The sequence below is a fragment of the Paraburkholderia aspalathi genome, assembly GCF_905220735.1.
GTDB lineage: Bacteria > Pseudomonadota > Gammaproteobacteria > Burkholderiales > Burkholderiaceae > Paraburkholderia > Paraburkholderia aspalathi.
In genome coordinates this window covers 1,271,135-1,296,523 of sequence record NZ_CAJNBA010000001.1, presented here as the reverse complement: position 1 = coordinate 1,296,523, position 25,389 = coordinate 1,271,135, and the positions used below count along the sequence as shown (strand labels likewise).

General features: G+C 60.7%; 19 protein-coding genes. 7 read left to right on the top strand and 12 right to left on the bottom strand.

The features are described from left to right. Positions 1–70: 70 nt before the first annotated feature. Positions 71–2,299: an NADP-dependent isocitrate dehydrogenase gene (locus KHO30_RS05720; RefSeq protein ID WP_211700302.1), complete on the bottom strand. Its 2,229-nt coding sequence runs from the start codon at positions 2,297–2,299 to the stop codon at positions 71–73. A gap of 407 nt (positions 2,300–2,706) precedes the next feature. Between KHO30_RS05720 and KHO30_RS05715 the strand changes: the two genes are divergently transcribed. Continuing rightward, entirely contained in the window at positions 2,707–4,896 is a 2,190-nt protein-coding gene (locus KHO30_RS05715) for a TonB-dependent siderophore receptor (RefSeq protein WP_211700301.1), read from the top strand. A gap of 48 nt (positions 4,897–4,944) precedes the next feature. Here the strand turns inward: KHO30_RS05715 and KHO30_RS05710 are convergent, their stop codons facing one another. Beyond that, positions 4,945–5,862, bottom strand: a complete 918-nt coding sequence (locus KHO30_RS05710) for a LysR family transcriptional regulator (protein ID WP_093637532.1) — start codon at positions 5,860–5,862, stop codon at positions 4,945–4,947. 126 nt (positions 5,863–5,988) lie between these two features. On the opposite strand from KHO30_RS05710, the gene KHO30_RS05705 reads away from it, so the two are divergent. Further along, positions 5,989–7,695, top strand: coding sequence for an MFS transporter (locus tag KHO30_RS05705; RefSeq protein ID WP_211700300.1), 1,707 nt, complete (start codon positions 5,989–5,991; stop codon positions 7,693–7,695). Positions 7,696–7,794: 99 nt separating this feature from the next. On the opposite strand, the gene KHO30_RS05700 is transcribed toward KHO30_RS05705, so the two are convergent. From KHO30_RS05700 to KHO30_RS05690, 3 genes are all read right to left on the bottom strand, one after another. After that, positions 7,795–9,093 carry an MFS transporter gene (locus KHO30_RS05700; protein WP_211700299.1) on the bottom strand — a complete coding sequence of 433 codons (1,299 nt, stop codon included), beginning with the start codon at positions 9,091–9,093 and terminating at the stop codon, positions 7,795–7,797. Positions 9,094–9,149: 56 nt separating this feature from the next. After that, on the bottom strand, positions 9,150–9,623 hold the full coding sequence (locus KHO30_RS05695; protein ID WP_211700298.1) for a hypothetical protein: 474 nt from the start codon (positions 9,621–9,623) through the stop codon (positions 9,150–9,152). A gap of 263 nt (positions 9,624–9,886) precedes the next feature. After that, complete coding sequence (locus tag KHO30_RS05690; protein ID WP_093637546.1) at positions 9,887–11,467, bottom strand: methyl-accepting chemotaxis protein; 1,581 nt, start codon at positions 11,465–11,467, stop codon at positions 9,887–9,889. A 263-nt stretch (positions 11,468–11,730) separates the two neighbouring features. Between KHO30_RS05690 and KHO30_RS05685 the strand changes: the two genes are divergently transcribed. From KHO30_RS05685 to KHO30_RS05675, 3 genes are all read left to right on the top strand, one after another. Then, positions 11,731–12,891 (top strand): iron-containing alcohol dehydrogenase, encoded by a 1,161-nt coding sequence (locus KHO30_RS05685; RefSeq protein WP_211700297.1) that lies wholly within the window; start codon positions 11,731–11,733, stop codon positions 12,889–12,891. Positions 12,892–13,160: 269 nt separating this feature from the next. Continuing rightward, positions 13,161–15,041, top strand: coding sequence for a collagen-like triple helix repeat-containing protein (locus tag KHO30_RS05680; RefSeq protein WP_211700296.1), 1,881 nt, complete (start codon positions 13,161–13,163; stop codon positions 15,039–15,041). A 77-nt stretch (positions 15,042–15,118) separates the two neighbouring features. Next, positions 15,119–16,387: an isoprenylcysteine carboxylmethyltransferase family protein gene (locus tag KHO30_RS05675; protein ID WP_211700295.1), complete on the top strand. Its 1,269-nt coding sequence runs from the start codon at positions 15,119–15,121 to the stop codon at positions 16,385–16,387. A gap of 208 nt (positions 16,388–16,595) precedes the next feature. Here KHO30_RS05675 and KHO30_RS05670 read toward each other — a convergent pair whose 3' ends face one another. Continuing rightward, entirely contained in the window at positions 16,596–17,372 is a 777-nt protein-coding gene (locus tag KHO30_RS05670; protein ID WP_244863954.1) for an EAL domain-containing protein, read from the bottom strand. 536 nt (positions 17,373–17,908) lie between these two features. Here KHO30_RS05670 and KHO30_RS39715 point away from each other — a divergent pair. Further along, positions 17,909–18,187 carry a transposase gene (locus KHO30_RS39715; protein WP_093637563.1) on the top strand — a complete coding sequence of 93 codons (279 nt, stop codon included), beginning with the start codon at positions 17,909–17,911 and terminating at the stop codon, positions 18,185–18,187. A gap of 95 nt (positions 18,188–18,282) precedes the next feature. On the opposite strand, the gene KHO30_RS05660 is transcribed toward KHO30_RS39715, so the two are convergent. From KHO30_RS05660 to KHO30_RS05635, 6 genes are all read right to left on the bottom strand, one after another. Beyond that, positions 18,283–18,702 carry a histidine kinase gene (locus tag KHO30_RS05660; RefSeq protein ID WP_211700293.1) on the bottom strand — a complete coding sequence of 140 codons (420 nt, stop codon included), beginning with the start codon at positions 18,700–18,702 and terminating at the stop codon, positions 18,283–18,285. 73 nt (positions 18,703–18,775) lie between these two features. After that, positions 18,776–19,531 carry a COG4705 family protein gene (locus tag KHO30_RS05655; RefSeq protein WP_200653535.1) on the bottom strand — a complete coding sequence of 252 codons (756 nt, stop codon included), beginning with the start codon at positions 19,529–19,531 and terminating at the stop codon, positions 18,776–18,778. A 155-nt stretch (positions 19,532–19,686) separates the two neighbouring features. Then, a complete protein-coding gene (locus KHO30_RS05650) occupies positions 19,687–20,385 on the bottom strand; it encodes a response regulator (RefSeq protein WP_054035528.1) in 699 nt (232 codons plus the stop codon). Between the two features lie 25 nt (positions 20,386–20,410). Beyond that, positions 20,411–21,793, bottom strand: a complete 1,383-nt coding sequence (locus KHO30_RS05645) for a sensor histidine kinase (protein WP_093637570.1) — start codon at positions 21,791–21,793, stop codon at positions 20,411–20,413. Positions 21,794–21,978: 185 nt separating this feature from the next. Further along, positions 21,979–23,373 carry a sensor histidine kinase gene (locus KHO30_RS05640; protein WP_211700292.1) on the bottom strand — a complete coding sequence of 465 codons (1,395 nt, stop codon included), beginning with the start codon at positions 23,371–23,373 and terminating at the stop codon, positions 21,979–21,981. Continuing rightward, positions 23,363–24,040: a response regulator gene (locus KHO30_RS05635; RefSeq protein ID WP_027778124.1), complete on the bottom strand. Its 678-nt coding sequence runs from the start codon at positions 24,038–24,040 to the stop codon at positions 23,363–23,365. The genes KHO30_RS05640 and KHO30_RS05635 overlap by 11 nt, the downstream gene beginning before the upstream one ends. 283 nt (positions 24,041–24,323) lie before the next feature. Between KHO30_RS05635 and KHO30_RS05630 the strand changes: the two genes are divergently transcribed. Next, positions 24,324–25,343, top strand: coding sequence for an ABC transporter substrate-binding protein (locus tag KHO30_RS05630; RefSeq protein WP_200621428.1), 1,020 nt, complete (start codon positions 24,324–24,326; stop codon positions 25,341–25,343). The last annotated feature ends 46 nt before the right edge of the window (positions 25,344–25,389 follow it).

Here is a 25,389-nt window from a genome sequence, read left to right as displayed (position 1 = left end):
CTGCTTCGGTACTTTCAGGAACGGCCTAAGTACCTCATTCGGCACGCCACTCAGCACGTCATTCCAACCATTAAGCAACCGCGTCCACAATCTTGTTCAGCGTGGCGCTCGGGCGCATGGCCTTGCTCGTCAGCTCAACATTCGGACGGTAGTAACCGCCGATATCCACCGGCTTGCCTTGCGCTGCACCCAGCTCTTCGATGATCTTCGCTTCGTTGTCGGCCATCGCCTTCGCCACGCCGTCGAACTGCGCCTGCAAGGCAGCGTCGTCGGTTTGCGCGGCCAGCGCTTCCGCCCAGTACATCGCCAGGTAGAAGTGGCTGCCGCGGTTGTCGATACCGCCAATCTTGCGCGCCGGCGACTTGTCGTTGTCGAGGAACTTGCCCGTTGCCTGATCCAGCGTCTTGGCCAGAACCTGCGCCTTCGGGTTGTGATACGCGCCGCTCAGGTGTTCGAGCGAAGCCGCCAACGCCAGGAATTCGCCGAGCGAGTCCCAACGCAGGAAACCTTCTTCGACCAATTGCTGAACGTGCTTCGGCGCCGAACCGCCCGCGCCCGTTTCGAACATGCCGCCACCTGCCATCAGCGGAACGATCGACAGCATCTTCGCGCTGGTGCCCAGTTCCATGATCGGGAACAGGTCGGTCAGGTAGTCGCGCAGCACGTTGCCGGTGACCGAGATGGTGTCCTTGCCGGCGCGGATGCGCTCGATCGAGAACTTGGTCGCTTCAACCGGCGTCATGACGCGGATATCCAGACCGTTGGTGTCGTGGTCCTTCAGGTATTGCTCGACCTTTTTGATGATCTGGGCGTCGTGCGCACGTGCCGCGTCCAGCCAGAAAATAGCCGGCGTGTTGGTGGCGCGTGCGCGGTTCACCGCGAGCTTGACCCAATCCTGGACCGGCGCATCTTTGGTCTGGCACATGCGCCAGATGTCGCCCGCTTCAACCGCCTGCTCGATCAGCACCGTACCGGCTGCGTCGGTCACGCGAACCACGCCGTTTGCCGGGATCTGGAACGTCTTGTCATGTGAACCGTATTCTTCAGCGGCTTGTGCCATCAGGCCGACGTTCGGCACCGTGCCCATGGTGACCGGGTCGAATGCACCGTTCTTCTTGCAGTCTTCGATCACTGCCTGGTAGACGCCGGCGTAGCAACGGTCCGGAATCACTGCCTTGGCGTCGTGCAGTGCACCGTCCGCGCCCCACATCTTGCCCGACTCGCGAATCATGGCCGGCATGGAAGCGTCGACGATCACGTCGCTCGGCACGTGCAGGCTGGTGATGCCCTTGTCCGAGTTGACCATGGCCAGTTGCGGGCGTTGCGCGTATTGAGCCTTGATGTCGGCTTCAATCGCTTCGCGCGTTTCAGTCGGCAAATCCTTCAGGCGCGCGTACAGGTCGCCGATACCGTTGTTCGGGTTGAAGCCGGCTTGCGCCAGCGCGTCGGCGTGCTTGGTCAGCACGTCTTTGTAGAACACCGAGACCACGTGACCGAAGATGATCGGATCCGACACCTTCATCATGGTGGCCTTCAGGTGCACCGAGAACAGCACGCCCTTCGCTTTCGCATCGGCGATTTCTGCTTCGATGAAGCTGCGCAGCGCGTTCTTCGAGAGCACCGAAGCGTCGATGATCTCGCCCGCTTGCACGGCCGTCTTTTCTTTCAGGACCTTCGCCGAACCGTCGGCGGCGATCAGTTCGATTTTCACGGCGCCGGCTGCTGCGATCAGCGCCGATTTTTCGCTGCCGTAGAAATCGCCGCCGCTCATATGCGCCACGTGCGACTTCGAGTCCGCGCTCCACGCGCCCATCTTGTGCGGGTGCTTGCGTGCGTAGTTCTTCACCGACAACGGCGCGCGGCGATCCGAATTGCCTTCGCGCAGCACCGGGTTCACCGCGCTGCCCTTGATCTTGTCGTAACGCGCCTTGACGTCTTTTTCAGTGTCGGTATTCGCCACGTCCGGATACGGCGGCAGCTTGAAGCCCTGATCGCGCAGCTCGGTAATCGCGGCCTTCAGTTGCGGCACCGACGCGCTGATGTTCGGCAGCTTGATGATGTTCGCTTCCGGACGCGTGGTGAGTCCACCCAGTTCCGCCAGATCGTCGGAACCCTTCTGTTCCGCGGTCAGGTAGTCCGGAAATGCAGCGATGATCCGGCCGGCGAGCGAGATATCGCGCGTTTCAACGATCACGTCGGACGAGCGCGTGAACGCCTTGACGATCGGCAGCAGCGAATAAGTCGCCAGAGCAGGCGCTTCGTCGGTCAGGGTGTAGATGATCTTCGGCGATGTGGACATGTTTGATGCTTTGCTAGGTGAAGTGTTAGACAGAGCGTTGGTGGCGCTGAGCCACGAGGTGGCGACAGAGCAGCAAGAACGCAGCGCGACCCACGGCACTACTTTTTACGGCACGGACGTGAGTATATGCGTGTTTTCCAGTACTCGCTGCTAAACAAACATGCCGCCGTGACGCCCCACAGAGGGGCAAGCCCCACCAGATAAGGCTTTGAGCCGATTGCCCTATGTCTTAAGACAGATGTCTTATAGATGACTTACCGTTTGAAATTAACGATTGTGAATGCGAATCAGATGCATTAACATTCGTAAGCTTTGTAGGTTGAACCGTCCGCTTAATCACCACTCGCTCGACCGACGCCATCCCGCACTTTTTGGTGCGGGGCGTCGTGCTGCCTAATTCAAACAACATGCAGAATTCATCTATCACCGGACGCCCAGCGCACCCAATCGTTTTGCGCGGCCACCGCCGTACCCCGTCGTTACTCAGTGCAGGGCTCCTCGTCAGCGTCGGCTTATCGTTGTCGACTTTGTCATCATCGGGATGGGCGCAAGTCGCGGCAAGCGATACGGCCGCCACGCTGCCCGCGGTGAGTGTGTCGGCCACGAAAGATACGACCGTGGCGCAGGCCGACACCGTCAGCGCCGGCGCGCTAGGTTCGCGCAAGCAGGTGGACACGCCGTTTTCGACACGCGTAGTCACGAGCGACGAAGCGCAGGACCTGATGGCGGCAACCGCCAACGATCTGTTCAAGTACGACCCGGCGGTATCGGCCATCAGCGAAAACGGGATCAGCGAAAACTCCATGTTCACCGTGCGCGGCATGCCGATCGACACGCTGAACAGCATCAAGGTGGATGGCCAGACCTTCCCCTCGTGGGACACCGATCTCTCGCTCGAACCATTTGAGCAGGTCGAATTGCTCAAGGGTCTGTCCGGTTTCATGTACGGCTTCGGTTCGCCGGGCGGCATCGTCAACTACGTGCTGAAGCGCCCGACCGACGATCCCTACCGCAGCATCTCGATCGGCTACAAGTCAGCTGGCGTGTTCAGCGAAGCGGTCGATTTGGGTGGCCGCTTTGGCAATGACAATCGCTTCGGCTACCGCCTGAACCTCGTCAACGAAGACGGCAATACTGCTGAGGACCACGGCCACATCCGCCGCAAGGTGGCCTCGCTTGCGTTCGACTTCCGCATTACGCCGGACCTGACCTTTACCGCCGACGCCTTCTATCAGAAGCGCAAAACCAACGGCACGCTATTCGGCCTGATGTTCGGCAGCGGACTCAGCATTCCCGACGCAAGCACCGTCACCCACGCGCTGACGCAACCGCAGAATTACTACCAGACCGAGATGGCCTCGTTCGGCACGGGCCTGGATTACCGCCTCTCCGAGAACTGGCATGCGAGCGTGAAGTACCGCTTCGCGAAGGAAAACCGCACCAATTCGGACAGCTTCCTGTATGTCACCGATAGCGCGGGTAACTACTCGAACACGCTCTACGCAGCGATGACGCGTTACTTCTATCAGAACGTCGACGCGATGGTGCAGGGTAAATTCAACACTGGCAGCATCAAGCACGACGTCGTGGCCGGCGCCGGTTTCCAGACGCAAACCAGCGAGTACAGCAACAGCGAAGGCTGGAATAGCGGCTACTTCCTCGGCAACGGCAATCTGTACAACAGCACGCTGTTGACCAACGATGAAGTCAGTATCGGCTCGGATCTCTATCGTCAGCAGCGCACCACGCAGGCCGCCGTGTACGCGAGCGATACGGTGCAACTCACGTCGCGTCTGTCCGCCCTGGTTGGCGTGCGTTACACGCAATATCGCGAGCACGTGTACGACACGAGCGGCGCAGTATCGTCGCAATACAGCGCGGATCCGGTGACGCCGACCTTCGCGCTGATGTTCAAGACCGACCCGTATTCGACGGTGTACGCGAGCTATGTCGAATCGTTGGAACAGGGTGGCGCGGCATCGAACACCAACCTCAATTACCCGGACACGTTCGGCCCGCTGAAGAGCAAGCAGTATGAAGTCGGCTTCAAGACGGACCACAGCAAGTGGGGCGCCAATCTTGCGCTGTTCCGTGTCGATCAGGGCTACAACTATACGAACTCGGCCAACATCTTCGTGCAGGACGGCACGAAGCGCTATACCGGCGTCGATGCGAGCGGCTGGCTTGCGCTGACGAGCGAATGGCGCGTGATGGGCGGCGTGATGTGGCTCGACGCAAAGGCGGTCGACGTGGACGACGCCAGCGTCGAAGGCAAGCGCGTGTATGGCGCGCCGAGATTCACCGTGACCGGCCGGATCGAATACAACCCGTCGTATCTGCGTCCGTTGACGCTGGCGTTCGGCGGCAAGTACGTCGGCAACCAGGCGGTCGACGCGGCCAACACGCAGTTCGTGCCGGCTTATGTCACGTACGATCTGAGTGGCCGCTACGAGACGAAAATCGCCGGCAAGGATGTGACGTTCCGTGCGGGGATCAACAATCTATTCAATCGCCGCTACTGGACCACGGCGTGGGGCTATTACGTGGCGCCGTCGCCGACACGGACTGCCGTGGCGAGTGCTACGTTGCAGTTCTAAGCATTACGTAGGAAAGGAAGCGCGCCCGCAGCCGGGCGCGTTTCCTCATCAGTTCGCTGGGGGCGCTCCAAGCATCCCAGGAATCTCAGCGACAAGCGCATCGATCGCGCAGCGCGTCTTCAACGCGAGATACCGGCTCTTCGGCCACACGACGTTGATCTCCTGTGAAGGTCGAAAACAGTTCTCCATCACGGTCTGCAACTGACCTGTTGCCTCAAAACGCGTGAGCAGCCAGCTTGGTAGCCACGCCAGCCCGAAGCCCGCAATCGCGGCATCCACGATCCCCTGCATATCGTCAAAGCTAAGCTGCGGCACGACATCCGCGCGGCGGATTTGCCCATCGACATCGAGCACATTCCACGGCTCGATAACCCCGTTACGTGAGTAAGCAATGATCGTGTGCCCGTGGAATTCAGCCACGCGGCCCGGCGTGCCGCAGCGCGCCAAGTACGCCGGCGCGGCGCCAATGCTTGCGTACTGAACACCGAGCCGCCGCGCCGCGAGACTCACGCTATCGACCAGTGGACCAATCCGCACGACGAGATCGAAGCCCTCTTCCACGACATCCACAAAGCGGTCCGTGACCGAAATGTCGATCTTCAATTGCGGATGCCTGCGCGCAAGCCCAAGCAGCACCGGCGCCACGCAATGATGGCCGAAGGCCTGCGGCACGCTCACCCGCAGACGTCCTTTCGGTTCGCGGCGCCCCGAGTCGAGATCGGCTTCGGCGGCCTCGAGTTCAGCCAGCGCGCGCACGCAACGGTCGTAATACGCTTGCCCGGCCTCGGTGAGACTCTGGCTGCGCGTCGTGCGATTGAGCAGACGCACGCCGAGACGCTTTTCGAGCCGAACGATGACCTTGCCGACCGCCGAGCGTGTCACGTCCATGCGCTCGGCAGCCAACGCGAAACTGCCCGTCTCAACCACCCGCACGAACGTTGTCACGCCGTCGAGAATGTCGCTCATACCTTACCTTATTGGTTCCGTGAAGGACGCATTTCCGGGACTCATTCGCGTCAATCGGGACTTAAATTCCCTCTATATTACACAGTCCATGGTGGCCAAAACCATCGACTATCGAGGTGAATTCCTATGTCCAGGTCCAGAAACGCGCCGCCGTCCTACGACGAAGGTTCGCAGGCGGTTATCGCGGAAGAACATCCATCAAGCTTGTCGGACACGCGAGCAGCCGACGCCCCTTCTAGCGATGCCGCGCAACCGACAACTCGCTTCTCCATCAGCAAGAACGCCTTGGCCTTGGGCGCCGTGTGCCTGGCTTCGCTGATGTTCGGCCTCGAAATCTCCAGCGTGCCGGTGATCCTGCCGACGCTCGAGCGCGTCCTGCACGGCGACTTCAAGGGCATGCAGTGGATCATGAATGCCTACACACTCGGCGTGACTACGGTGCTGATGGCAACCGGCGCGCTGGCGGACCGCTTCGGCCGCAGACGTATTTTTGTCGTCGGGATCGCGCTGTTCGGCCTCACCTCGCTGATCTGCGGTTTCGCGCAGAGCGTGCCGACGTTGATCGTCGCGCGCCTGCTGCAAGGCGCGAGTGGCGGTGCGATGCTGATATGCCAGGTCGCCGTGCTCTCGCATCAATTTAACGAGGGACCTGAGCGCGTCCGGGCCTTCAGCGCGTGGGGCATCATTCTCGGCATCGGGCTTGGTTTTGGACCGATCATCGGCGGGATGATCGTTGCGGTATCGGGGTGGCAATGGGTCTTCTGGATTCACGCGCTGCTTGCCGCCATCACGTTGACACTCGTTTTCGGCGGCGTCCAGGAGTCGCGCGATCCGCACGCACACACGCTCGATGTTGCCGGCATCATCACGCTTTCGCTGGCGGTGTTCGGACTCACGTACTACATCACACAGGGCTCGGATCTTGGTTTCGCGAGTCTTCGCGCGATCCTGATTCTGGTGGCAACGGTCGTCGCCTTCGTGGCTTTTCTATGCGCTGAGCGACTCAGTGCGCGCCCGATGTTCGACTTCTCCGTATTCAGGATCCGGAAATTTTCCGGCGCGTTGATGGGTTCCGCGGGCATGAACTTCAGCTTCTGGCCGTTCATGATCTATCTGCCGATCTATTTCCAGATCGGCCTCGGCTACGACAGCGTGAACGCCGGTCTTGCGCTGCTCGCATACACGCTGCCGACACTGTTATTTCCGCCGCTCGGTGAACGTCTTGCGTTGCGTTACGGATCAGGAATCGCGATACCTGCAGGCCTGTTTACGATCGGCCTCGGCTTCATGTTGATGAAATACGGCAGTCACGTCCCGCATCCCGGCGTGTGGACGATGCTGCCCGGTTGCATCCTCGCCGGCGCCGGCCTCGGCCTCACCAACACGCCTGTCACCAATACGACGACCGGTGCGGTTCCGGCGGAGCGGGCGGGCATGGCATCCGGGATCGATATGAGCGCGCGCATGATTACGCTTGCGATCAACATCGCGTTGATGGGCGCGATCCTGGTTGGCGGCATCCTCGTCAATCTGAGGGCGCGACTGCCTGCGACGCTCGACACCGCCCCACTCGGACGACTGGCGGAGAAGATTGCCGCAGGAGACGTCGAAGCGGTCAGACAGGGAATCCCAGCACTAGCCACACTCGACCCATCCGGAACCGCCGTTCACGCCGCGCTAATAGACGGCTTTGGCTGGGTGATGCTCTATGGCGGCGTCGGGGTCTGGGTACTCGCCGCGTTGAGTTTTGTGATTTCGGGAAGCGCTTCGAGAAGGCTGAGGAAAATAGAAACGGCCCCAACACCGCACGCCGTTCGATGCGATTCCTGCTAAATACCAACGGCCATTTGACGTTCGATGCGCATTTTTTTGCCTCCGGCGTCAAAGTGCGCCGCTGGCACCTTGATAAGGTCGAGAAGCAGTTCGCAACGCTCAGCGCAACCGCAAAGCGGTTTTGCATTTCCACAAGGCCACAAGACTCAGCGCACCGAGAAATGCCAGGTACAACGCAGGCGAAAGCTTGTTGCCGGTGAGTTGAATTAGCGAATCAACGATCAACGGCGCGAACCCGCCGAAGACCGTTACACCAATGTTGTAGCTGACTGCCATGCCGGTAGCGCGCGTCTCTTTCGGAAAGGCGTCTGCCATCAACGCGGGCAGCGCCCCAAAATACACGGCCTTCAGCAGACCGATCCACGCCATCATTGCCATTAACGCGCCCAGGCTCGGATGACGGATCAATGCGGCAAATACCGGGTAGATCGACAACGTGAAGATCACGCCAGAGGCCGCCATCAAGCGAATTCGGCCCACCCGATCGGAGAGGAGACCAATGAACGGCGGTACGAACATCAGAATTGCACCCGTCAATACGGTCGCGGTGAATCCGAAACTCGCCGGCATATGAAGCTGCTTGACCGCGTAGGTCGGGATATAAAGAATCACGTAGCTCGTGCCAGTTGACACGGCCAACACGCCGATCGAAAGCAGCATGCGCAGCTTCTGTTGCGCGAGAACAGTCCTGACAGGCGTAAGCGCGACAGGCGATTTGCCCAGGGTATGAAGGTCATGCTCCTCCTTCATCTGTCTGCGAAGGTACAGCCCGATTGGCCCGATCAGAATTCCAAAGAAAAACGGAACGCGCCAGCCCCATGATTCCATGGATGCCGTGTCCAGTGTGCTGGTTAGCACCGCGCCGAACGCTGCGGCCAGTAGATAGCTCAGTCCCTGACTCGCGAACTGGAAGCTCGCCATAAAGCCGCTTCTGTGCGGCGCCTGCTCGACCAGAAACGCGGTCGTGCTGCCAAACTCGCCGCCTGCGGAAAAGCCCTGCAACAGCCGTGCAGCAAGCACGGCGATAGGCGCAGCCATGCCGATTGACGCGTATGACGGCATGACGGCGATCGTGAGTGTGCCGACCATCATCATCATGATCGATACCAGCATCGACGCTTTCCGGCCGTGCCGGTCGGCGTAGGAGCCAAGTGCCAGAGCACCAATGGGTCGCACAAGATAGGAAATACCGAAGGTGCCAAGCGTGACCAACAGCGATACCGCGGGACTGGATGCTGGAAAGAACGTCTTCGCAATAGTCGTGGCAAAGAATCCATAAATCAGGATATCAAACCATTCCAAAGCGTTTCCGATAGTCGCAGCAAATATGGTGAGATAGAAGCTGGTTTTCTTCGGCTGAGAAAGGAGATTGGCGCTCACACTTGCGGATGTATCCATGACATGCTCCATAAGGGCTTAGCAGTGAACCTGCGGGCCATACACCCGATGTGGTATCAATAACCGGTCGCTACGTTGCGTAGGACGACTGCGCGGAGAACAGCAAAGACTCGCTCGATCCCGATCGAAACGGCCGACGCCTCGTCCGTTTCGATTCGATAGCGCATGTGCAAGACGGGCTGCCCGTGAACACCGCCGAGCCAATCCAGTTCTTCTGGCACACTGGACCACAGCAACAGCTGTACGGCCCGGGATAACTGTCGCAACGATTTGGCGGCATCCCCCGTCGCCGTAGCGCCGGAGAATGTCTCGTGTTCGCTGGATTCAATCCATGCTCGATGCAGAGATACAGGCTCGGGAATTCGCAGCATCGAGACCTGAGACACGGCGGTGAAACGCTGCGCCAACGCGTGTGCAACCGAAGTCGGAATGCTCCCGTCGACGACGATGCACAGTTGCGTGAATTCCGATGCCCGCAGTATCCAATCCCAATCCGCGCTCGACACATCATGCGAATCCAGGCTACCCATTGCACCCTCCGGAAAGGTCAACGTCGCTTCAAAACACCAGACAAGCCTGACCCGCGCTCTGATTCAAATTCTAAAGAATTTGATCCGAAATCAAATTGCGAAGAAAATTTCTCATACTTACTTTAAGAAACTTCATCACGGTGTTTATGCGTGAGAATTTTGCATAGATGCAAATTCGCACAATAAAAAAACGCGGATCAACTGGACCCGCGCCACTCACGCATGCCGGCATGCGGCTTCGTACGACGGTCGTCGCATCTCCCTCAACCCAGCGACATGGCGAGACTCGCGCCGCCGTCGAGCTTGAAGATCGAGACGACTTGCACCAGTTCGTGGGACTGGTTGCGCAGACTGTTAGCCGCGGCGGTCATTTGTTCCACCAGCGCGGCGTTCTGCTGGGTGGTCTCGTCCATCTGGGTGACAGCCTCACCGACCTGAGCCACGCCCAGGGATTGTTCGTTGCTGGCAGCGCTGATCTCGCCCATGGTGTCGGTGACGCGGCGGATGGAGCGAACAACTTCGGTCATGGCGACGCCGGCCTGCTCGACCTGGGCCGAACCCTGTGCAACGCGTTCCACGCTCGCGCTGATGAGTTTTTTGATTTCCTTGGCCGCATCGGCGGAACGTGCAGCCAGACTGCGCACTTCATTGGCCACTACCGCGAAGCCGCGTCCCTGTTCACCGGCACGGGCTGATTCCACCGCAGCGTTCAAGGCGAGGATGTTGGTCTGGAAGGCGATGCCGTCGATGACACCAATGATGTCGGCGATTTTCCTGGAGCTGTCGTTGATACCTTTCATGGTTTCCACGACCTGATTGACGACTTCCCCACACTGGATGGCGACCTCAGACGTGTTCATGGCCAACTGGTTCGCCTGGCGGGCATTGTCGGCGTTCTGGCGCACGGTGGAACTGAGCTCTTCCATGGAGGCGGCGGTTTCTTCCAGCGCGCTGGCCTGGCTTTCTGTGCGGGCGCTGAGGTCGTCGTTGCCCTGGGCGATTTCGGCGCTGGCGGTGGCCACGCTTTCCGAGCCGGAACGTACGTTGGAGACAACACGCACGAGGCTGGTTTGCATGTCTCTCAGGCTGGTGAGCAACTGGCCGACTTCGTCGGTACTGTGGTTATCGATACGAGCGGTCAAATCGCCTTCGGCGACCTGGCGGGCTACCCCGGTGGCTTTGACCAGCGGCCTCGTGATGCTGCCGGAGATCAGCCACGCACACACCACGCTCAGCAGCAGGCTGACCACGCCAAGAGCAATCATCAGCGTGCGGCTGTATTCGTAGTTGGCCTCAATCTGCGTGGCCACCCTGTCGATTTCATCGCGCTGCTGCTTCACTAAAGCGTCGACCTTCGCCACAAAGAGTCTGGAAGCGGGTATGAACTGTTGCTCCAGCAACTGGTTCGCCTCCTCGGCTTTGCCCGACTTTTTCAGTGCATAGATCTGGTCGCGGGTAGCGATAAAAGCTTTGCGCTGTTCACCGATTGCGGCAAACAAGGATTTTTCCTCGTCAGAGGTCATCAAGGCTTCGATCGACTTTTGCAACGCTCCCGACACCTTGGACGAAGCCACGGCTTCTTCCACAAAGTAACTGGCAAGGCCAGGGTCAGCGCTCTTGGCAATCGCGGTCGTGCGGGTGACTGCGGTACTGATATTGCGCGACCAGTCGTTGACAAGCCGCTCGGTCTGGATTGGATTGGCAACCAGATTGCGGGTTGCCTGCGCTACAGAGGACAGGCGCGCAAGCCCTATGACGATGCTGATCATCGACATGATCAATACCAGAACAAAGCCCGCCCCCAGTCGCTTGGCGATGGGCAGATTGGAAATAAACGTTGGCATAGTCGGTTTCTTCAATAACCAAAGGGAAAAATACCCGCTGACAATACGGACTATCGGAGTTCGCTCACTACACGTATACGGCTGCGAACGCCAACCCTGAAGACGCTATTCCGTGGGCCATTCCTGAAACAGAGGTAGGGATATCCTTATAAGATGTCTGCCTGTCCGCCCGCGATAGCGAATGGCGGAGTCCGGACTCCGAACGTTGGAAGTACCGATCTTGCTGGCGTATCAACGGCCAGTGCCGACCTGCAGGTGAGAAGATGAACGCATTCCGGTTTCAAACCGTGCCGACGATGGTCGTCGAATTTGGTGCAGCGCGCCGTCTCGGCGCTTTGCTGCGCGCGCAATTTCCATTGCTTACACGCCTGTGCGTGGTGACGGATGGGTTTCTTCACCAGAGTGGCCTGCTGAATCCGGCGCTCGCCGATCTCGCGGCGCACGGCTGGAACGCCACCGTGATCGACGACGTAATCGCCGATCCGCCCGAGCACATCGTGCTCGAGGCGACATCTCGCACGCGCGAGGCTGGCGCTGAGATCGTGCTGGGACTCGGCGGCGGTTCCTCGATGGATGTGGCCAAGTTGATCGCCGTACTGGCGCCGCAGGATCAACAAGCGCTCAGCGAGATGTACGGTGTGAACAAGGTGACGGTGTCGCGCCTGCCGCTCGTGCAGATCCCGACCACCGCGGGCACCGGCTCCGAAGTCACGGCCGTATCGATCGTGACGGTGGGCGAGGCGAAGAAGATGGGCGTGGTCGCGCCGCAACTGGTCGCCGATCTGGCGATTCTCGACGCGGAACTCACGCTCGGACTACCGGTTGCCGCAACCGCTGCAACCGGCGTCGACGCGATGGTTCACGCGATCGAGGCGTACACGTCCGCGCATTTGAAAAACCCGGTGTCCGACATGCTGGCGGTGAAGGCGCTAGAACTTCTGTCGCGCAATCTGTTGCCCGCGTGTGAGAACGGCCAGAACCGCGCGGCGCGCGAAGCAATGTTGCTCGGCGCGGCGTTCGCTGGCCAGGCGTTCGCCAATTCACCGGTGGCCGCGGTGCATGCGCTCGCCTATCCGATCGGTGGCATTTATCACGTCCCGCACGGTCTTTCGAATGCGCTCGTGCTGCCGCACGTGTTGCGGTTCAACGCCGAGGCGGCGGCACATCTGTACGCGGAACTCGCGGACGTGGTCCTGCCGGGCATCACGGGCAGCGCCGAGAGCCGGACGCAGGCGTTGATCGAACGGCTCGAACAGATGATTGCCGCGACCGCGATTCCGGCCAGGTTGCGCGATGTCGGCATCGAACGTAGCGGGCTCGAACGGATGGCGAGCGACGCGATGCTGCAAACGCGGCTTCTGGTGAACAACCCCCGGCCTGTTAGCGAGGCCGATGCATTGGCGATTTATAGCGCTGCGTTTTAATCGGCGACGGGCGTAATTGAGGGCGGGAGTCGCCGAGATGTTTGGCGACGACTCCGCGCCGTTACGGCCAGCGGACACGTTACGTAGCATGCTACGTGGAACACGGCATCGCGCCTTTAGGCAGAATCGCGTTTATGACGCGATAAATTCTTCATATCATAATTTCTTTAACCACTTATTCGCTGAATTACTGAGATGAAGCGATAAGTGGCATTTGGCGTGCAACTTGCAGTGTTGGCCCCACCAATAGTCGTTCAACGGGGACCATCATGCAAAAATTCGCCGGTCGGACAGCCATCGCTGTCGCGACATCCGCATTACTCGCGCTCTACGGTTGTGGAACCAGTAACATCGGTACTCCCAAAACCGGGCTTAGTGGCGGTGGGCTAGGCGGCACTTCGGGCTCTAGCTCTGGCAGTTCGGGTAGCTCTGGTAGTTCGGGCAGCTCTGGTAGTTCGGGCAGCTCTGGTAGTTCGGGCAGCTCTGGTAGTTCGGGCAGCTCTGGTAGCTCGGGCACTTCAGGTAGCTCTGGTTCTAGCAGCTCCGGTACGAGCAGCTCTGGTACTAGCTCGGGCACGAGTTCCGGTACCAGCTCGGGCACTAGCTCCGGTACCAGTTCCGGTACAAGCTCCGGTACAAGCTCCGGTACGAGCTCCGGCACCAGCTCCGGTACAAGCTCCGGTACGAGCTCCGGCACCAGCTCCGGTACAAGCTCCGGTACCAGCTCCGGTACAAGCTCCGGTACCAGCTCCGGCACGAGCTCAGGCACGAGCTCAGGCACGAGCTCCGGTACGAGCTCCGGCACCAGCTCCGGTACGAGCTCCGGCACCAGCTCCGGTACGAGCTCCGGCACCTCAGGCACCTCCTCCACCCCTATCGGCAACATCGTCACGCAAGGCAGCAACCTCATCACTGCCGTGGGCACGACCGTCGCTGATACGGGTTCCAAGATCACCGGCACTTCAGTCCCTGGCGTCAACGGCGCAACGACTGCGAATCTCGGCGCCGCGATCACCGATCTCGGCAACGGCGTCAAGGTACTCGGCAACGGCACGGCCGCAGGCCTCGGCACGCTGGGCAGTTCGACCAATCCGCTTGGCCCGACCCTGACCTCCACATCGGGCCTCGTTACTAATGCAGGCGCGGCCGTTACGGCGGTGGGCGGTGTGGTGACAAGTCTCGGAACCGGGCCGCTTGCGCCGCTCGCACCCGTCACGTCGACGGTGGGTACCGTTGTCGCCGGTGTGGGCGCCGGCGTCATCAAAGTGGGCGCGGGATTGAACTCGGCGCTGACCAGCTCGCCGGTTCAACAGGTCGAGACCCAACTGAGCACGGTCATCAACCCGATCACCCTCGTCGTCTCGAATACGACGCAGACCATCGGCAACACCACGGGTCTCGGCGCGCCGCTCAACGGCTTGCTGAGCACCATCGGCAACGGACTCGATTCGGCCGGCCAGAAGGTGTCCGGCGCGACGGGTGATCAGGTCGGCAAAGATATCGGCGGCGTAGTGAGCCAGCTTGGCAAGACGGTCACGAGCACCGGCGGACTGCTGACGGGCGCGACGACCAACCCGCTGGCGCCGATCGCCGGCCTGGTGGGCCCGCTCGGAGGACTGGGCGGATCGACTGGATCGGGTGGCGGCCTCAGCATCCCGCCGCTGACCGGCCTGATCGGCAACCTGGGTTCGCTCGGTGGGACCGGTAGCAGCGGTAATCCGCTCGCGCCGATCACCGGACTCCTCGGCGGCCTGGGTTCGCTCGGTGGCACCTCGGGCGGCAATGGCGGCCCGCTCGCACCGGTCACCGGACTTCTCGGCAACCTGGGTTCGCTCGGCGGCACTTCCGGCGGCAACGGCGGCCCGCTCGCACCGGTCACGGGTCTTGTCACGACGTTGACCTCGACGCTGGGCGGCGCCGCAGGCCAAAGCTCACCGCTCGCGCCCGTCACCGGTCTCGTCACGACGCTGACTTCGACGCTGAGCGGCGCATCGTCCGGTAAAGCCTCGCCGCTCGCGCCAGTCACTGGCCTCGTGAGCGGCCTGACCGGTGGCGCGGGCAGTGCCGGGAGTGGTTCGTCCAGCACGAATCCGCTGGCGCCGGTGACGAACCTTGTCACCGGATTGCTGGGTGGCGTCGCAGGTAAATAAGCGGTAATCAGCACAGCGGCCGGGACTTAAAAAATCAAAAGCCCGGCCGCTATCAATGTCATGACTACGAGGATGACATGAACTCCACTCTGGATAACGTGGCGCACGTGCAGGAGCAGCGGCCGCGTTCGGCGACGCCGTTTTCCGTCGGCCTGCTTGGCATCGCCGTCGGCCTTCTAACACTCTGGCTGCTGCGCGACAGTACCGCGCTGGATGGCGCGCGCCGCAGCACCGCCGCCTGCCTCGCGATCATCGCAACGATCGCTCTATACGAACTGTTCGTCGCACGCGTGTATCTACGCCCAAGCGCCGGCCTTACGGGTCAGGCGGTTCGACCACTCAGCATCGCGCGTGTAGGCTTGCGTCTTGCCGCGCTGGCTTCCGTGTATGTCAGCATCGGTGTGCTCTACTGGCTCTTGCCCGAGTATCACGGCACCTTCTATAACCCCTTCTGGTCTCTGATCCGCACGCTCGCACCGTACCTGATCGTGGCCGCGCCGTTTTACTTTGCGTGGATGGACAGACGTCAACGCGAAGTCGACGATGCCTATATGTTGTGGGGCCGCCTCGTATTCCTCGGGCAGCGTCCAGCCAACTGGAAGCCCGTGCGTGAAATGCTCGCCGGATGGATGGTGAAAGCGTTCTTCCTGCCGCTGATGATCACCTATCTTTCCACCGATGCGGACCATATCGGCGCCTCGCTTGCGACCGCCATGAACGCGCCGTTCTCGCTTGCGACGTTCAGGTTCATGTACGACCTGTCCTTCACGATGGACCTGATGTTCGGCACGGTGGGTTATCTGTGCACACTGCGCATTCTCGATACCCACGTGCGTAGCGCGGAGCCGACCACGCTCGGCTGGCTGGTTGCACTTCTCTGTTATCAGCCGTTCTGGTCGGTGATCTCGGCCCAGTACATGCACTACCAGGGCGCGATGTTCTGGGACAGCTGGTTGATATCCGTGCCCATTGTTCGAATCATCTGGGGCACCGTGATTATCGCGTTGGTCTTCTGCTACGCGCTTTCCACCATCGCGTTCGGATTGCGGTTTTCGAATTTGACCAATCGCGGCATCATCACGTCAGGCCCTTATCGCTTCACGAAGCATCCCGCCTACATCACGAAGAATCTCTCGTTCTGGATGGTCTCGGTGCCGTTCATCGAACCCATGGGCTGGCAAGTCGGGCTCACGCACTGCTTCGCGCTGGCCTGCGTCAATCTGCTGTATTTCATGCGCGCTAAAACCGAGGAGCGGCATCTGATGAACGATCCCAACTACCGGGCGTACGCAGAATGGATCGCGAGGAACGGGCTGTTCGCCAGGATCACACGTGCGTTTGAATGAGATGTTTATGCTACGAACGCGGTCGAGTGCATTTATTGCAGCGCACCATTCTTTAGCGGCGTGAAGATGGCGATGAGTATCTTTGACCGCCTGTAGGCAGTCACCGGTGGAAACAGACGAGCGCGCCCGTTGCCAATTTTCCGCGAGCAGTGGGTGCTCGTCTCAATGACATCGCAGGCAGGACGTTACGTAACGTCCTCTGCCGTGTTCACGACTCGCAGCCTGGCGCCAGCACATTGGCCAACCCGGCCTTCGGGCGAGAGAACAGAAAGCCTTGCACCAACGCTTGCGGCCATGACGCGCTCAACCATTGCAACTGTGCTTTGGTCTCGACGCCATTCACCACGATCTGCACGTCGAGCGCATGAAGCAGATCCAGCAACGCCGACATCACTACGCAGGCACGAGGATCGCGTGGAACCGCTGCCATCAACTCGGGCGCAATCGTGAAGGTGTCCACGTCGAGCGCGCCGAGCAGTGCGAGCGAAGACGCGCCATTGCCCCACTTGCCCAGCGAGATGCCGGCTCCCGCAGACCGAAGGCCAGCCGTCAAAGTACGCAAAGACAAGAGACGTGCTGCATCTGCGCTATCGGGCACTTCGATTTCAAGCAGGTTGCCCGGCACGCCATACGATCGCGCGATGCGCGTGAGGTCGTCGGCAAACGATTCGAGCACGGCTACCTGCGCCGGCACCGTGATCGCGACCGGCAGCAACGCCATCTTCGACGACAGGCAATCGCGCAGTTCACGGCACACGCCATCGATGACGAACAAGGCCATCTCCAGCGCAACCTGCGGGTGCTCGAGCGGCATCATGAAAATACCGGGTAGCAGCAACCCGTAGTCGGGATGCGTCCATCGAACCTGCGCTTCGAGGCGAGCCAGCGCGCCACCTGCCGCGCGATAAGCCCCCTGAAACACGAGATGAAATTCACCCGCGTGCAGACCCTGGTGGACGCGGCTTTCGAGTTCGCTCAGTTCCATGGGATCGTCGCGTGAGTCATCCCAATTGGTCTGTTCAACGCAAACGTTACGCATGCCGAATGTCGTTGCGAGCGATACAGGCTTGTCATAGTCGAGCGATAGCATGGCGTAGGCGCAATTTTTTAACCTGACTAACGCATGCACATGTCGTGCCAAGCGGCACGTTCACTGCGCGACTATCCGCGGCCTTGGCCAACAAGCCCTTTAGTTCAATGGTTTACGGCCATCCGATCAAATCTGTCGAAGCGTAATTTCAATCGCCAAACGTTTGTATGAACGCGGATGTTACGTAGCGTTTCGCATCGACGTTACGGGGCCGCACAAAACGTCGAACGCGCCGGCTACCACAAGTCCATCGCTTCAAACGGCGAAACCATGTCATGCGTCGTGAATAAGATCGCTAAACAACAAGCGATAAATGAAGGCGTCGCACCGCAACAATAAAATTTGACCGAGAAAAAAAGATTTACTAGTATCGGCAGCAAACGCAGCATGTAACGACTGCGCATTCCCTACACAGTCATTCAAGGCGGCAGATGCTTCAGATCCCCCTCACCGACGCCGATTGGGCGCGTGTTCAGAGTCTTTTTCCCGTGGTTTCGTCAGGGCGCGGGCGCCCTCGCCGCAGCGATCGCGAGATCCTCAACGCGATACTCTGGGTGCTGCAGACGAAAGAAAAGTGGCACAGGCTGCCGGCCACTTTTCCGCCGCAACAGACTTGTTATCTTCGATACATGGCTTGGAAAAAAACGGGCGTTCTTGACCAGGTGAACGAGCGCCTGCCACTGTGCGACCACGAGCTTTCAACTTGCTGAATCAGCGGTAATAATTGTTTTGCATACCGTATCGATTCAAAGGCGAACATGTGTTTCACAGATGGTCGCAGTGATCGCTCGCACCCTTCAGCGCGTCAGGCCTTCCCGTTCATTCGATCCATCACCGCCAGCAGATCAGCGAGCGCCTGCTTGCATTCCGCTGCGTTCGGCGTGCCGGCGCGCAACGCACTCAGCGCGCGGTCAATCGCTTTGTCGATGGTATGCCAGTCAGCTGCGGCTCGAGGCTTCAGCGAAGGCTCGGCGTCGTCCCATGCGAGTTCCAGATCCTTGATACGCGCCTTACCGCCCGCGAGATTGCCTTGGTCGACGAGTACCGCGGTGTCGGCAGCGATCTTGCGGAACGGCGAGAGGTCGCCGAGCTTTGATGCCTTGACGGGCTCGGCAGCCGCAGCCGACGGAAAGCCGATCCCACCTGCCTCGCGATGCCCGAAGCTAACGGCGCTGAGGGCAATGAAAGAAGCGATGACGGCTTTGTTGAGCGTGCGTTGGTTCATGATTGTTCACTTCCGTTTGATTCAACATACGATTGAAAAGGGCTACGTCTACGACTTGTCGAGCGACCCGCGCTCAAGGCTCACGTGTGGCGATCGCGCGCGTGGAGCGCTGTTCGACTGCGCTCGCGAAGACGACCAGAACGACAATGGCACTCAGAAAGAGCACGCTCGTATTGATCGTGCCGAGGCCGATACCGCCGTATGCGCGTGACTGCGAGAGCAGATCGCCGAACGAGGCGCCCAACGGCCGCGTCAGAATGTAGGCAAGCCAGAACGTCAGCACCGGATTCCCGCCGACGTAGTAGATGGCGCACACCAATGCGATTAGCGCACCGAATACCACCACGCCGATCATGAAGCCGAGTCCCAACGCTTCTGTCGCGAGATCACCGGCAGCGGTGCCCAGCGCGAAGGTGAACAACACGGCGGCCCAATAGAAAAGCTCCCGCCGCGTCGTGTAGATGGTGTGAATCGACAGTGTCCGTTCACTGCGATACCAGAGCGCGAACACCACAGCCAGCGCGAGTGCAAACGCGATCGTGCTGGCATAGAGACTGATGCCGAGCTTGTCGGTCAGCGCATCGGTAATCTGCGTGCCGACCACACTGACCAGCACCACGGTCAGCCAGTAAATCCACGGCACGTACTTGCGCATGCGAAGCTGCACGGCCAATGCGGCAATCAGCAACGTGAGCATCATTGCGCCGGTGAGCGCGGTGCCGAGCCCCACGTGAACGGCCAGATAGTCCGCGCCGGTCTCGCCGACGGTGGTCGCCATGATCTTGATCGCCCAGAAGACAAGTGTTGCCTCGGGCACTTTGTTGCGCATCTCGGCAACACGATAAGTCGAGGTCTCTAGCAAGCGGGTTCTCCCATCAATAGGCATTCAATTCGACGTTGCGAGCAGGCGCGCTTGCGCTCGCTCGATGCGGCGAATAGTGCAATGGGGAACCTTAGGAAAACCTTACGGAGTGATCTGCTGCGCTACAACGACTCGGCAAACGCTTCGCACGGCACTTCTTCGCGCAGGATGTAGCCAAGCCCGCGCAAGGTCATGATCTTCGCGCTGGAACTCGCCAGATGTTTGCGCAGGCGGTGAATGTAAATGTCGATGGCATCGGCGCTGGGTTCGTCGTCGAGCGTGAACACCTTGTCCATCAGGGTGGACTTCGAGACGGTCTTGCCCTGCTTCAGCATTAGCGTTTCGAGGATGGCGTGTTCGCGCCGCCGTAACGGCAAGGGCTCGTTTTGCAAGACGAATTCGCGGGAATCGAACAGATAGCGCAGATCGCCGCAGTCGATCGACTGACCCTTATCGCCGGCCGCCTGACGGCGGATCAGCGCCTTGATGCGCGCCACCAGCTCGCGCGCATCGAAAGGTTTGACGACGTAATCGTCCGCGCCGGCCGAGAAGCAGGCCACTTTGTCGTCGGTCGAGCCGTTGGCGGTGAGCATCAGCACCGGCACGTTGTCGCGTTTACGCCGTAGACGCGCCAGCACGTCCTTGCCGCCAATGCCGGGCAAGCGCAGATCGAGCAACACTGCGTCGTAGCACTGCATGCCGAGCAGCGTCTCCGCACGCTCGCCGTCCTGCGCCCAGTCAACCACGAAATTCTCGACCTGCATCAGGTTCATCACCCAGCGCGCGAGGTCAGCGTCGTCTTCAACGAGCAGCAGTTTCATAGGTTTCCCCTGATTTGGCGGCGCATCACACCACCGCCGACCATAGTCGCATCTCGACGGTGGCGACCAGGCCGACACCGCCCTCACCCGGCTCGAGCGTAACCGTGCCGCCTTGCCGGCAGGCGATCTCGCGCACGATCGGCAAACCGAGCCCGGTTCCGTCAGCGTGGCTCGACGCGCGATAGAAACGTTCGAACACACGCACTCTCGCCTCGGCTTTGATACCTGGCCCGTTGTCGATCACCCGCACGATCGCCCTGTCATTACCGCGCTGCGTGTGCACAGTGACGCGACCACCGGGTTGCGTATAGCGCAGCGCGTTATCGACGAGATTGGTCACCAACGCCGCGGTCAGCGCCTCGTCGCCGGTTACGTACAGACCGTCTTCCAACTCGGCGCCCAGATCGATTTCACGCGACTGCGCGAACGCTATCAACTCCTCCAGCACCCCCGCGATCAACGCGCTCAGATCGACCCGTTCGCGCGTACTGGAAGGCGCGGCGGATTCGGCTTGAGCGAGCAGCAACAGTTTGTTGGTCAAGGTGGTCAGCTTGCGGCTGCTTTTATGCATGCCGGCCAGTGCCTCGCTGAGCGGCGCGTCCCGATTCTCACGTTGCCGCGCGAACTGGATCTGCGCCACCAGCAGCGCGAGTGGTGTACGCAACTGATGCGCCGCGTCGGAGATGAATTGCCGCTGCGTCGCGGCCTGCTGGCCCATGCGCGCGATGCACTGGTTGATCGCTTCGACAATGGGTCTTAATTCGACATGCAAGCGCGCCACGCGTATCGGTTCAAGTTGCGACGCGTTACGATCGGCGACGTCGTCTTTCACCTTCATCAACGGCCGCAATTCGAAAGTCAGCCCGAGATAGACGAACACCATCGCGAGCACCAGCGTGAGCACTTCGCCGAACAGTTGCGGCCGCAGCAGGCGCCACACCATGGCGTCGCGCGAACCTTCCGTTTTCGCGACCGCGACGACAACTTCTTCGGTGCGGCCCGAGTCGTACAGCTGCCGCACGTAAGTAGCCGCGCGCACGGCACGGCCGTCTTCGAGATGGGTGGAATAGAGCATCGGCACGTCGCTCACGCCGCGCGGCAACGGTAACTCGGGACTGCCGGCCAGCAGGCGGTGGCCGCTTGCTTCGACGCGATAGAACACACTGTCCTGTTCCGGCGACTCGAACAGCTCGAGCGCGGCCGGCGGAATCTGGACCGACACGTTGCCGTTATCCCAGTCGATGTCCTCGCCAATGATGCGTATCGACGATAGCAACGCGTTATTCTGAACCAGGTCGGCGGTGGTCTGCGCGTTGCGATACGAAATCATGCCGGAAATGGAAACGAACGCCGCCAGCGGCAGCAAGAGCCACCACAGCAAGCGTCCGCGCAGACTGCCTGAAAACACGATTCTTCGTTCCTCTGTGCTGGATGTCTCCGCTATGTCCCGCGTGCGCGGTGGGCGTTCGATGAATCGCCTGCCTCAAATTCTAGGGGTACAAATCCTTCTACAGGCTTTCGAACACGCGTTTCCTGTGCCGATTGCGGGTTTGTCCCGAGTACTTTTGAAGCCGCCGATTTGAAGCGGCCGAGTTAACCGGCCTGAGATTCTTCCGTCGGTGCGCGCGGAAACGAGACGGTCACGTGCACGCCTTTACCGCCCTCACCCGGTTTAAGCACAATCTCCCCGTGATGGGCGTCCGCGATTTCACGCACGATGGCGAGGCCCAGCCCGGTCCCTTCAGTATCTGTCGACGCCCGAAAGAACGGCTCGAACACGCGGGTGCGCGATTCGGCTGGAATGCCGGGACCATCGTCCAGCACCGTCACGGTGACTGTATCGGCTTGACCGCTGACCGCCACCGTGACGTGGCCGCCGCTGCCGGTATAGCGGATCGCGTTCTCCGCAAGGTTGGCGATCAACGCCTGAAGCAAGCCGCGATGCCCTGCCACCGGCGCGGGGCCATTCAGTTCCGCGCCCAGATCGATGTCCCGGGCCTGCGCGAGCAACGCCAGATCTTCCACCACTTCCATCGCCAGCGGCACTAGATCGACCGTTTCCACCGCGAGTTGCTTGTTGTCGGCAGCCTCGGCCTGCGCGAGCAACAGCAGCTTGTTCGTGAGTCCGACCATCGAACGATTACTGCGGTGCATCGCGGCGAGCGCCTCGTCGAGCGCGGGATTCAGGCCGTCCTGCTGGCGTGCAAACTGCAACTGCGTGCCGAGCAGCGTGAGCGGCGTGCGCAACTGGTGCGCGGCGTCGGCGATAAAACGCCGCTGTGCGGCCACCTGCACGCCGAGCCGCGCGATACATTGATTGATCGCTTCGACGATCGGCCGCAACTCGGTATGCAGGCGCTCGACACGAATCGGTTCGAGCTGCATGGGGTCACGGTCGGCGACCTCTTCCTTCACTTTCATCAGCGGCCGCAATTCGAAGGTAAGGCCGATGCAGGCCAGCGCGACCGCCAGCACGATCATCTCGATCTGCCGCACGAGTTGCGGTTGCCACAATTGCTGCGCCATCGCGTCGCGCGAGCGTACGGTCTTGCCCACCGTCACGCGTACGCGGCGCGTCGCACCGTTGTCGTACATCAGGCGCACGAGGCCGACCGCGCGTACGGGTTGCCCGTGGAGTTCGGTGTCGTAGTGATCGGCCGTGTCGGGCGAGCGCGCCGAGCGCTGCGGAAAATCCGGCGTGCCCGCCAGCAGGCGGCCATCGTCGACCCGCACGCTGTAGAACACCTGATCGCGATAGGGCGACACGAACACTTCAAGCGCGGCGGGTGGCACATCCACGCGCAGAAACCCATCTACCCACTCCACTTCACCGGCGATCATCCGCGCCGATGAGATAAGTTGATTGTCCTGCACCAGGTCCGCCGTGCGCCGCGCGTTGTCGTATTCCGCTTTGCCCGTGACGAACACGTACAACGCAAGCGGCACCAGCAGCCACCACAGCAGACGCATGCGCAGGCTATTGGTCATCTTCTTTCTTGCGCAGCAGATAGCCCAGTCCGCGCAACGTGACGATCGCGGCCGAACTGCCGTCGAGTTTCTTACGCAGCCGCGAAATGTAGATTTCGACCGCGTCCTCGCTCGGCTCGTCCGCGAGCGTGAAGATCGCGTCGACCAGGGCGGGCTTGGTTACCGTCTTGCCCAAACGCAGGATCAGCGTTTCGAGCACCGAGCGCTCGCGCGGCGTCACGTTCAGCGGCGCGCCCTTCAGCGTGAACTGGCGCGTGTCGATGTCGAACGCGAGATCGCCGCACACCACCTCGCTCGCCTTCGAGGGCGACTGGCGGCGGATCGCCACCTTGATGCGCGCGATCAGCTCGCGTACTTCAAAAGGCTTGACCAGGTAGTCGTCCGCGCCGGCGCCGAGCAGTTCCACTTTTTCGTCGATCGAACCGCTCGCCGTCAGGATCAGCACCGGCGTGGCGTCACCGCGCTGGCGCAAACGGCGCAGCACGTTCTTGCCCGACAGCTTCGGCAGATTCAGGTCGAGCAGGATCACGTCGTAGTGATTGGTGCGCAGCAAGCGGTCGGCGGCGTCGCCGTCCTGCACCGCGTCGAGCGCGAACGCCTCCTGCTCCAGCATCTTCGCGAGCCAGTGCGCCAGCGTGGGGTTGTCTTCGATGAGCAGCAGCTTCATGGGGAGAACGGCGAAATAGGCAACTTAATGCGCGGCAAAAGTCAGGACGCCGATTGTGCCGTAAAACAAGGGCTTTGCGCGCGGCTTGGGTGCTTTGTGGCCCACGTTATGGGGTTTGCCAGGGGGCGCCCCAAAGATTACGGAGGATTTTCGGGTTAACACCCATGATTTGCTCGCAGCCCCGAAAGCTGCCAGAAGGTTTCAGATTTCTATAATCGCCGTCATTCGTCCAGAAAGCGCCGTATCCGCACAGGGCGGCGAATAAACCTCAGGAGACTGCTTCATGCGTACCTTGCGCCAGATTGCCGCCGTGTCAGGTGTTGCGTTTACCCTTGCCGCCGCTTCGGCCGCGGCCCATGCGGAGAAGCTGACGATCATGGTCGGCGGCGCCACCAAGATCATCTATCTGCCGGCCAAGCTCACGGAGCAGCTCGGCTACTTCAAGGACGAAGGCCTCGACGTCGAAATCCTCTCGCAACCGGCCGGCGTGGACGCGGAAAACGAACTGCTGGCGGGCGCGGTGCAAGGCGTGGTGGGCTTCTACGACCACACCATCGACTTGCAGAGCAAGGGCAAGGAAGTCCAGGCGCTGGTGATTTTCGGCCAGGTGCCGGGTGAAGTGGAAATGGTCGCCACCAAATCGGCCGAGACCTTCAAGAGCATGGCCGACTCGAAGGGCAAGACGCTCGGCGTGACCGGCCTCGGCTCGTCGACCAGCTTCCTCACGCAATACCTCGCGCAACGCGCGGGCGTGCCGTCCACGCAATACACGCTGCTGCCGGTTGGCGCGGACAACAGCTTTATCGCCGCCATCAAGCAGAACCGTATCGACGCGGGCATGACCACCGAGCCGACGGTCTCACAACTGCTTAAGACCGGCGACGCCAAGGTGCTGGTCGATATGCGCACGCTGGAAGGCACGCGCGCTGCGCTCGGCGGCACGTATCCGGCTTCGAGCTTCTACGTGCAGCGCGCATGGGCCGAGTCGCACAAGGACGACGCCACGAAGCTCTCGCACGCCTTCGCGAAGACGCTGAACTTCATCGCGACCCATAGCGCGGAAGAGATCGCCGCGAAGATGCCGAAGGATTACTACGGCAACAACAAGGACCTATACGTCGGCGCGCTGAAAGCGTCGCTGCCGATGTTCACGAAGGACGGCAAGATGCCCGCCGACGGCCCGGACACTGTCCTGAAGGTGCTGTCGGCGTTCAATCCTTCGGTGAAGGGCAAGCATATCGACCTCGCCAAGACCTATAGCAACGACTACGTGTCGGCACCGGTCAAGACCGCGGCGAAGTAACACCCTCTGCGTCACGCCCTTTCAACATCAAGAGAACTGCGAGGCA

Excerpts from the sequence above, each read along its gene's own strand:
- KHO30_RS05720 (WP_211700302.1), bottom strand. The coding sequence starts at position 2,299 with ATGTCCACATCGCCGAAGATCATCTACACCCTGACCGACGAAGCGCCT.
- KHO30_RS05715 (WP_211700301.1), top strand. The coding sequence starts at position 2,707 with ATGCAGAATTCATCTATCACCGGACGCCCAGCGCACCCAATCGTTTTG.
- KHO30_RS05710 (WP_093637532.1), bottom strand. The coding sequence starts at position 5,862 with ATGAGCGACATTCTCGACGGCGTGACAACGTTCGTGCGGGTGGTTGAG.
- KHO30_RS05705 (WP_211700300.1), top strand. The coding sequence starts at position 5,989 with ATGTCCAGGTCCAGAAACGCGCCGCCGTCCTACGACGAAGGTTCGCAG.
- KHO30_RS05700 (WP_211700299.1), bottom strand. The coding sequence starts at position 9,093 with ATGGATACATCCGCAAGTGTGAGCGCCAATCTCCTTTCTCAGCCGAAG.
- KHO30_RS05695 (WP_211700298.1), bottom strand. The coding sequence starts at position 9,623 with ATGGGTAGCCTGGATTCGCATGATGTGTCGAGCGCGGATTGGGATTGG.
- KHO30_RS05690 (WP_093637546.1), bottom strand. The coding sequence starts at position 11,467 with ATGCCAACGTTTATTTCCAATCTGCCCATCGCCAAGCGACTGGGGGCG.
- KHO30_RS05685 (WP_211700297.1), top strand. The coding sequence starts at position 11,731 with ATGAACGCATTCCGGTTTCAAACCGTGCCGACGATGGTCGTCGAATTT.
- KHO30_RS05680 (WP_211700296.1), top strand. The coding sequence starts at position 13,161 with ATGCAAAAATTCGCCGGTCGGACAGCCATCGCTGTCGCGACATCCGCA.
- KHO30_RS05675 (WP_211700295.1), top strand. The coding sequence starts at position 15,119 with ATGAACTCCACTCTGGATAACGTGGCGCACGTGCAGGAGCAGCGGCCG.
- KHO30_RS05670 (WP_244863954.1), bottom strand. The coding sequence starts at position 17,372 with ATGGAACTGAGCGAACTCGAAAGCCGCGTCCACCAGGGTCTGCACGCG.
- KHO30_RS39715 (WP_093637563.1), top strand. The coding sequence starts at position 17,909 with ATGCTTCAGATCCCCCTCACCGACGCCGATTGGGCGCGTGTTCAGAGT.
- KHO30_RS05660 (WP_211700293.1), bottom strand. The coding sequence starts at position 18,702 with ATGAACCAACGCACGCTCAACAAAGCCGTCATCGCTTCTTTCATTGCC.
- KHO30_RS05655 (WP_200653535.1), bottom strand. The coding sequence starts at position 19,531 with ATGCGCAACAAAGTGCCCGAGGCAACACTTGTCTTCTGGGCGATCAAG.
- KHO30_RS05650 (WP_054035528.1), bottom strand. The coding sequence starts at position 20,385 with ATGAAACTGCTGCTCGTTGAAGACGACGCTGACCTCGCGCGCTGGGTG.
- KHO30_RS05640 (WP_211700292.1), bottom strand. The coding sequence starts at position 23,373 with ATGACCAATAGCCTGCGCATGCGTCTGCTGTGGTGGCTGCTGGTGCCG.
- KHO30_RS05635 (WP_027778124.1), bottom strand. The coding sequence starts at position 24,040 with ATGAAGCTGCTGCTCATCGAAGACAACCCCACGCTGGCGCACTGGCTC.
- KHO30_RS05630 (WP_200621428.1), top strand. The coding sequence starts at position 24,324 with ATGCGTACCTTGCGCCAGATTGCCGCCGTGTCAGGTGTTGCGTTTACC.